At 62.7% G+C, this 8,539-nt stretch carries 5 protein-coding genes; 2 read left to right on the top strand and 3 right to left on the bottom strand.

Features of this window, described 5'->3' with window-relative positions:
- Positions 1-74 precede the first annotated feature (74 nt).
- The 3 genes from KUV86_RS09200 to KUV86_RS09190 form a co-directional block, all read right to left on the bottom strand.
- Positions 75-302, bottom strand: coding sequence for a hypothetical protein (locus tag KUV86_RS09200; RefSeq protein WP_222484563.1), 228 nt, complete (start codon positions 300-302; stop codon positions 75-77).
- A gap of 116 nt (positions 303-418) precedes the next feature.
- The gene (locus KUV86_RS09195; RefSeq protein ID WP_222484561.1) at positions 419-742 is read right to left on the bottom strand and encodes a hypothetical protein; all 324 of its coding nucleotides are present in this window, start codon (positions 740-742) and stop codon (positions 419-421) included.
- Positions 743-1,232: 490 nt separating this feature from the next.
- The gene (locus KUV86_RS09190; RefSeq protein WP_206938463.1) at positions 1,233-1,592 is read right to left on the bottom strand and encodes a hypothetical protein; all 360 of its coding nucleotides are present in this window, start codon (positions 1,590-1,592) and stop codon (positions 1,233-1,235) included.
- Positions 1,593-2,546: 954 nt separating this feature from the next.
- On the opposite strand from KUV86_RS09190, the gene KUV86_RS09185 reads away from it, so the two are divergent.
- Entirely contained in the window at positions 2,547-2,699 is a 153-nt protein-coding gene (locus KUV86_RS09185; protein ID WP_222164383.1) for a hypothetical protein, read from the top strand.
- 44 nt (positions 2,700-2,743) lie between these two features.
- Positions 2,744-8,539: filamentous hemagglutinin N-terminal domain-containing protein (locus KUV86_RS09180; protein ID WP_222484558.1), on the top strand; the 5,796-nt coding region annotated here is incomplete at its 3' end.

Raw genomic sequence — 8,539 nt, 5'->3', positions numbered from 1 at the left:
ACTGTCTCGGCATAGCCTAATAGATGCAGCGCCAAGGATCATCTGCGGGCAGTCACGCTGCGACAGATCGTCGGCTACTTCGGGTCACGTCGACGCTGGCGTTCGCTGAAGAAGAGCCAGATGCATAGGGCGGCGACCAGATAGACTACGAGGGGAATGGCCAGGCCGTAGGCCAGTACCTTGAAGGAAAAGTCGTTTTTGACAAAGAGAAACAGCAGAAGCATGGGGAACCAGCAGAGAGCGATGCCTTGCGCGAGCTTCTTTAGTGCGGTGATAACCACCGACGGAGCCTTGTCCTGCATTTACGCCTCGTCATATCCATATGGGCTGAAGAATTCTCCTGCCATGTCTAGGGGCACCTTGTGCACCCTAGTCGTCATGCACCGCAGCCATCGTGCACAGAATGCTCGCACCCGCGCTAGTCGGTCTCTTTTGGAGGTGGTGGGAAGGCACGCTGTATCTCTCGATGATTGGTATGACACACCTCGAGAGGAAAGTGCGATTCGATCCAGCGGGTAAAGCGCTGGCCTTGCATGGTTTTACGCTGTGCGCCTAGCCCGCGGCATAGGTTCAAGGCATTTCCCACCTCGCCGCCGACGATAATGACCTTGAACAAGGTGCCGGCAGAGTAGCACATGACCGCATGCGCAGGCCGGTGTGGGCGGCTCACGTCCTTCACTTCGAAGTCGTGGACGTGATCGGTGTATTGGTATTCGGGGAAGTCGGAGAGTGCACCTAGCATGAATCATGGCTCCTTGTGCGGTGTCTTCACGTCATCCGTGACGTGAACAGCGAAGGACTGCGTCAGGTTGCCCAGGGGCAATGGCTTGGGGCTGTTTGCCCGCTTGCCTGGGGTCGATAATGCCAGAGCTGGCGTCACGATCAATCACCAGGCAAGAGGACTTCCTGCGTCATGGCCTGGAGACAGCGTGACGGGACTCAGCGGTTCCGGGCCAGCGGCGTTGGCGGGTGGCCCGCTGCCACGAAACAGCAGGACCGGTTCTGGTCGTGCGAGTAGGAAGCGCGAGCAGGAAGCGCAGTCGCGACCGGACTGAGCTTCCGCTTCGGTAGGCCACTTTAGTGGGGCTTTGCTGCGTGCTCCGAGTTCCGCAGGTCGAGTTCTTTGCCTCGTTTCCTGTGCCCCGGTCCTTGTGCCCCAGGGCCTCTCAGGGGTTCCCGGGGCTCAAGACAGGTCGAGTCGTCCCGGTGGCTCGGAGAGCAAGCGGTAACGCTTAGATGAGCTCTTCGATGTTGTCGACGGTGGGCTCGAGGATGAGCTCGCCAGTGCCTTGCTTTACCACGCGGTTAGGTTCGATAAAGCAGGTGACGAGGCACCTGGCGCTCTCGCCACCGTCAGAGATGGTGTAGGTCTTCTTGGTCGATACAACACGACCCTGGACGAAGACCAGGCTTGTCTTTCCTTCTTCTTCCGCGGTGAAGGGCAGTTCAAGCAGCTCGTCTGTGCCGGGTACTTCCAGCAAGGTGTCGATCTGATGTTCGGGCATGTCCAGCGGTGACGGTTTCAGCGTCAGGGGTTCGAGAGACTTTGTGTTGAGGGAGTCTGTGAGTTGGAACATCAATCGGTAGTTCATGTCTCGTCCTGGTTGGTTTCCTTCCGGCGTAGTGCCTTCACACGCCTGTTCCCTGCGGTGCTCACTCACCCTCCGCGGCGCTGAGGGCCCGGCCGATCTAGGAGGTTCCCGACCATGGCTACAACGCCTGCAGTATCAGTGACTTAAGAACTATACAGCGAGCGCCCCTTGTATAGCATTTGTGATGCGTCAGGGCTAATACTTTATGCCGAGGCGGGCAGAAGCTGGCTGGCACAGCCAGGGCTGGGCGTGTTGCATCACCCCCTTTCGAAGGGTGTGGCTGTGTCGTGGTTGGGTCATATGAGCGTGTCGTAAAACAGGGCGTGGTGATTTTTTGCTCATTTTTCCCGCTTTCTGTCGGCACTTTCTATCCCCACTTTTTATCAGCCCTTCCTATCAGCCCTTTCTGTCTACACTTGCTATCTGCCTATCAGGTGAGGTTAGGAAATAAGAGTTTTCTTTGTAGGAAATATTGGACAATTCAAGATGTGGTTGAATGACCTCTTTTTCCTAACTGCTTTCCTTTCTTCACCCTTCCTATGTCAATTCTCCTATCGTTGTGCTTTTCCGCTACGACATTCATTTCTGCTGCATTTTTTCACTTCCTTTTCTTGGGGTAGTATCTCGATAATATCGAGTCTACTCAGCATGTCTTGTCAGCCAGCCGGTGCGACACCAGGTTGCGATAAATATATGTCTGGAAACGTTGAGCAGAGTCACCATATCCAGGCATCACGGCCGTTGAGTGAGGTCTTGCGGTAGCCATTGCTACGCCGTATGAAGTGGCAAAGTAACAAGTAGAGTTAAGTTTAGGTATGAGTAATATTATTTCAAAAATACATGGTAGTCAGGCAGTGGTACAGCGAATTTTTATCGGCGACATGCCAGAGACATTATGGCTATAGCGTTTGATCATTGAGTGTAAATGCCGGGATAAACCGTTGCCAAAATGTCTTGGATGAAGACGACGTTTTACGTCCCCCCTCCGGTAGTGCTCTGGTCGACCGGCGTGATGACATCCTTGCCTATGAGGCGGGCGTCATCCAGGCCGATGCCATCGATCATCGCGAAAGTCCCGTCTATTTCATCGTTCAGGCGCGCTTCTAGTGGCCGCGCCAGATACGTGCCATGCCCTCCAGGAGGGACGTTTAATGAACTCACGCCGTCCGCTGTTTCGCCATCTGGCCATCGTCATGATCAACGCCCTGTTCTGGCATCCCGTGGTGGTGCTGGCAGACGGCATCGTAGTGGCACCGGGGGGAAACACCCGGCTCGATCAGGCGGGCAACGGCGTGCCGGTGGTCAACATCGCCACCCCCAACGACAAGGGGCTCTCCCACAACCGCTTTCGCGACTACAACGTGGACGCCCGCGGGCTCATCCTCAACAACGCTACCGGCAAGACCCAGTCGACCCAGCTTGGCGGCATCGTGGTCGGCAACGCCAATCTGCGCGGCCAGGCGGCCCAGGTCATCCTCAATGAGGTCAACGGCGGCAATCCGAGCCGACTGGCGGGCTACACCGAAGTGGCCGGTCAGGCCGCCAAGGTGGTGGTGGCCAACCCCTACGGCATCTCCTGCGATGGCTGCGGTTTCATCAACAGCCCCCGGGTCACCCTGACCACCGGTGCGCCGGTGATCGAGGACGGCCGGCTGGACCACTACGCGGTGGACCAGGGGCAGGTCGCCATCGAGGGGCTGGGGCTGGACGCCCGTGAGGTGGATCAGTTCGAGATCCTTACCCGGGCCGCAGCGCTCAACGCCGAGCTGCACGCCCAGGACCTGACGATCGTCGCGGGCGCCAACGATATCGATGCCACGAGCCTGAACGCCACGCCTCGCAGTGGCACAGGGTCCCGTCCGGCCCTGGCCATCGATTCCTCGGCGCTCGGCGGCATGTACGCCGAGCGCATTCGCCTGGTCGGTACCGACGCCGGGGTCGGCGTGCGCCTGGCCGGTGACATGGCCGCCAGTGCCGGCGACATTCGCATCACCGCCGATGGCCAGCTGAGGCTTGCCGACGCCTCGACCTCTGCGCGCCTGATCACCCAGTCCAGTGACGCTAGCTTCGGGGGTGACGTGCATGCCGACCAAGGGGCCGACATTCAGGCCGACAATGCCCTGGACATCTCTGGCCGGCTGACCAGCGGCGGGGATATCGCGCTCTCAGCGCAGCGCCTGACCACCACCGGTGATGTAGTGGCCGGCGTCCGTGGCGGACAGCGACGCGCCGGGGCTGAGCTTGCGATCACCGCCGCCACCCTGGACAACCGTGGCCGACTCGACGCCAGTGACCGTCTGGCCGCGACCACCGGCGTGACCCACAACCGCGGCCAGATGCTGGCAAGCGAGCTGGCGCTGACGTCGCGCCAGAGTTTGGACAATGGCGGAGAGATCCTGGCGGACAGGGTGTCCCTGAACGCCACCCAGCTCACTAACCAGGGGCTGGTGGAGGGACAGCGTGTCGCGCTGACGGCGGATGTCATCGACCAGCAGGGGCGTGTTCAGGCCGATCACGCCAGCCTGAGCGCCACACGCATCGACAATCAGGGCACGCTCTACGCCGAGCGGCTGTCGCTGTCGGCCCCGGACCTGGTCAACCGTGGCGACCAGGCGACCCTGTCCGCCGGTAGTTCCCTTGAGCTCGAGACGCGACGCCTGGCCAACCTGGGCGGCTCGCTGGTGTTCGCCCCGGGGCAGGACCTGCGACTCGACCTGGAGCGTTTCGACAACCAGGGCGGGCGCGTTGTCCTGGACGGCTCGCTCAGCGGTGACATCGGTCAATGGAACAATGCCGAGGGTCAGCTGGCGGCCAAGGACATCGCCTTGAGCGCGGCCTGGGTCGATAACCGCAGTGGTCTGATCAGCGCCGAGACCGATGCGCTGGCGCTGACCAGCGACGGGGAGGTCATCAATACCGGGGGCACGTTGCAGGCCCGTCAGGGCTCGCTGACGTTGACCGCGGCGGAACTCGACAACCAGGGCGGCAAGGCCGTTGCCCGAGAGGCGCTGACGGCCAGCGTGAGCGGTGTCGTGGGCAACCAGGACGGTGGGCGGCTCAGTGCCCGCCAGCTTAGCCTCAGCGCCCAGGACCTCGACAATCGGGGAGGCGAGGTCGACGCCGCCGGCGCCCTGAACGTGAGTCTGAGCGAAAGCTTCAATAACGCGGACGGTCGCATCAGTGCCGGGCAACTTGCCATCGTCGCCCGGCATCTCGATAACCCAGGGGGCCAGGTGGTGGCCGACGGCGACCTGACGGCCACCCTGAGCGGTCACCTGGCCAACCGCGACGGCGGCACCTTGGGCGCCGAGCGGGTCGTGCTCACCACAGGGCAGTTCGATAACCGTGATGGCGCGCTGCTGGCAGGCGATGTGCGGATCGACAGTCAGACCCTGGACAACGCCCGGGGCATGATCAGTGCCGACGATGCTCTGGCGCTGACGGTGACCCAGGCGCTGGCCAATCGTCAGGGCCAGATTCAGGTGGTCGAGGGAGGCCTCGAGGCGCGCCTGGGCAGCCTCGACAATCAGCAAGGCACCCTGGTCGCCAGGCGGCTCAGCGTGGCCTCGCAAGGCGCCATCGACAATCGTCAGGGGCAGCTGGTCGGCGACGAGCTGCGCCTGGATGCAGGGAGCCTGGACAATCGTCAGGACGGTCGCCTGACCGCCTCCTACCTGACGCTGGCCATCGATGACGCCCTCGACAACCAGGGCGGGGTCCTCGACGCCGACCAGGGCGAGCTGCAGGTCGCGGCACGGCGTTTGGACAATCGTGGTGGCACCCTGAGTGCCGGCCAGCTGGACCTGGGCCTGGACCAGGGCATCGACAATCGCGACGGCGGCCTGCTGCTGGCCGATGACCTGCGCCTGACGGCCGGGTCGCTGTCCAACACCCAGGGGCGGGTACTGGGGCAGTCGCTGGTGCTGACCTTGGCGGAACTTTATAACGCCGGGGGGCTGATCAGTGCCACGCAGGCGCTGGGTCTGGCGCTGAACGGCGCGCTCGACAACCAGGGAGGACGGCTGCAGGTCACCGACGGACAGCTGCAGTTGAGCGACGCCACCCAGGTGGATAACCGCCAGGGCGTGCTGGTGGCCCAGCAGTTGTCTCTCGTCGATATCGGTCGGCTGGACAATCGTCAGGGCCAGCTCGTCGCCGATGGGATCCGCGTGGCGGCGACCACCGTCGATAACACGCAGCAAGGGCTGATCAGCGCCGCCGAGACGCTGGACCTGACCGTTCAGGAGGACCTGGTCAACGCCTCGGGCACGCTGGAGGCCGCTCGGCTGAATGTCGCGGCCACCCGCGTCGACAACACCCAGGGCAGGCTGCTGGCGGACCGGATCGGGCTAAGGGCAACGACCCTTGGCAACCAGGGTGGCGCCATTCTGGCCGAGAGCGACGGCGCGGTGATCACCCTCACCGGTCAGGACGCTGAGCTTAATAACGCCGACGGTGTGATCGACGTGGCCGATGGCACGCTCGCCATCGTCGCGGCCGAGGGGGCGATCCACAATCAGGCCGGGTCGATCAGCGCCGACCGGCTCACCCTGGACGCCGCGAGCCTTGATAACCACAGCGGTCAGCTGGCGGCGGTGCAGGGCAATGCCGCCATCACGGCGGACCGGCTCGACAACCAAGCCGGCCTGCTGGCCGCCCAGGGCGGCGAGCTGACGCTGGACATCGCCACCGTCGACAATCGCGCAGGACGCCTGCAGGGCGACGGCGTCCGCCTGACCGGGGCGCGCCTCGATAACCGTCAGGGCACGCTGACCGCGGTTGAGCGTGACCTGGAGGTGCAGCTCAGCGGAGTGCTGGATAACGGCGACGGACGAATGCTGGCCAATGGCGTGCTGGGGGTGGACAGCGCGGCCCTGACCAACCTGGGCGGTCAGCTGGCCGGTCGTGGCCTCAGCCTGACCACCGGCATGCTCGACAACCAGCAAGGTCTGGTCGAGTCCAGTGCCGCGCTGAGCGTTGACGTCGATGGCCTGGCCAATGGCGGCGGCACGTTAAGAAGCCTGTCTGGCCAGACGACGACCCTCAGCGCGCGTCAGCGCCTGGACAACCGTGGCGGCGTGATCGAGCTGGGGAGCCGCGACGCCCGTGTGAACGCTGCGGATATCGACAACCGCGATGGAACGCTACGCCATGATGGTGACGGGGTGGTGCAGCTGGTGGCCGAGCAGTTGGCCAACCTCAACGGCCGTCTTCAGGGAACCGGTGGCGTCAGCGCCGAGCTTGGCCGTGTCGAGGGGGTAGGGCAGTGGCAGGCCAATGGTCCGCTGGTCCTCGCCAGTGAGGCCGCGCTGAGCGTCGGCAGCAACGAACGGCTGTCCAGCGCCATGGCCTTGAGCCTGCGGGCGGCGGGGCTGGTCAATGCCGGTCTGGTGGCGGCCAACGACAGCCTGACCCTGACGCTGGACGGCGCGCTGAACAATGCCGGGCAGCTGTCGAGCCAGGGCCGCCTGGCGGTGACCGCCACCGGCCTAACCCAAGACGGCGGGCGCATCGCCAGTGCCGGCGACGCTTCCTTCCGCTTGAGCGGTGATGTGACCAACCTGGGACGCCTGACCAGCCAGGGCGACATGACCCTGAGCGCGGCCTCGCTCGATAACCAGGGCACCCTAGGCAGCCTGGGCGGCCTGCGCCTTGATAGCGCCAGCATCACCAATGCCCCCGATACCCTGCTGTTCGCCGGTGGCGACATGACGCTGCATACGCAGCAGCTGTTTAACCGCTATGGGGACATCTATAGCCGGGGCGACCTGACCCTGGCACGCAACAGCGCCTTGGCCAAGGCGGACCGGCTGGAAAACCGCTCCGGGACCATCGAAGCCGAGGGGGATATGACGGTCGCGGTGAGCAATGTCACAAATACCGTTGATGCGTTTTCTACAGAGCAACAGCTGGTAGGTCGTGAAGTTTCGGGCACTCAGTACGAAGTTCGTATGTATCGCAAAACGGTGGACCACGACGGCCATGATGGGAGCGGAGCGACAGAAACCATCACGCTACTGGGCACTATCGATCATTTCGGTGAATACCAGCTCGTTGAGCGCTTCGAAAATAGTGTCAGCCTGGAGTCCGCTGCTGCCGAAATAGTGGCTGGGGGTAATGTAACGTTGCTCACCGATGAACTGGTGAATGATGCCAGTATCATCGCTGCCAACGGCGATGTGGTGATTCGTACTGACACCTTGGAAAATACCGGCCGGTCCAACACCTTGGTCGAAAAAACCACCGTGTTGGCAACGGACGAAGACGCACTAGCCTGTACAAAGAGAGAAAACTTTAATCGCTGCATGGGCTATAGCGGCAGCGGTGGACGTTTCTATCGATTGTTCATTGATGAATCCAACTCTCGATTCGATAGCTGGAATACAACGAGTGGATTTGATAGTAGCAACACGCTTCTTCCTCTTCCTTTTCTCACTGATGAAGTGGTCAAGGTCAGCGAGGTGGAAACCCGCACCATTCTCCCCGGTGGTGCTCCCGCCGTGATTTCCGCCGGTGGCCGTGTCTCCATTACCGCCACCGAGCAACTCCACAACGGCGATATCCAGGAACATACCCTGGCCCAGTTGCAGGGGCGCCTTGGCGATGCGGCGACCCAGGGGCCGGTTTCCACGCTGTCCATGACCCTGGGCCGTGATGCCGACCAGGCCAGTGCCCAGGGACTGAACGCGCCATCGCGAGTGGACCGCAGTGGTGCCAGCCGCGATGCGTCGCTGGCGGATATCGGCGCAACGCCCAACACCGCTGGCGGGGGTCTTGACGGTGCACTGGACGCCAGCGTGGGCGCTGGCTTTGACGCGGGAGGCGGCGTCTGGGTCTTCGACGACGCGCCCTTCCTGCGGGTCGATATCGCGCAGACGCCGTCCTTCCGGCTGCCGGAAGGTGACTATGGCCTGTTCGTGCGCGCCCCCGAGGCCCAGGGGCGCTAT

Source organism: Halomonas sp. DP8Y7-3 (genome assembly GCF_019801675.1).
Classification (GTDB): Bacteria; Pseudomonadota; Gammaproteobacteria; order Pseudomonadales; family Halomonadaceae; genus Halomonas; species Halomonas litopenaei_A.
Note: the sequence above shows the minus strand (reverse complement) of the source record. Positions and strands in the feature narration are given on the sequence as shown.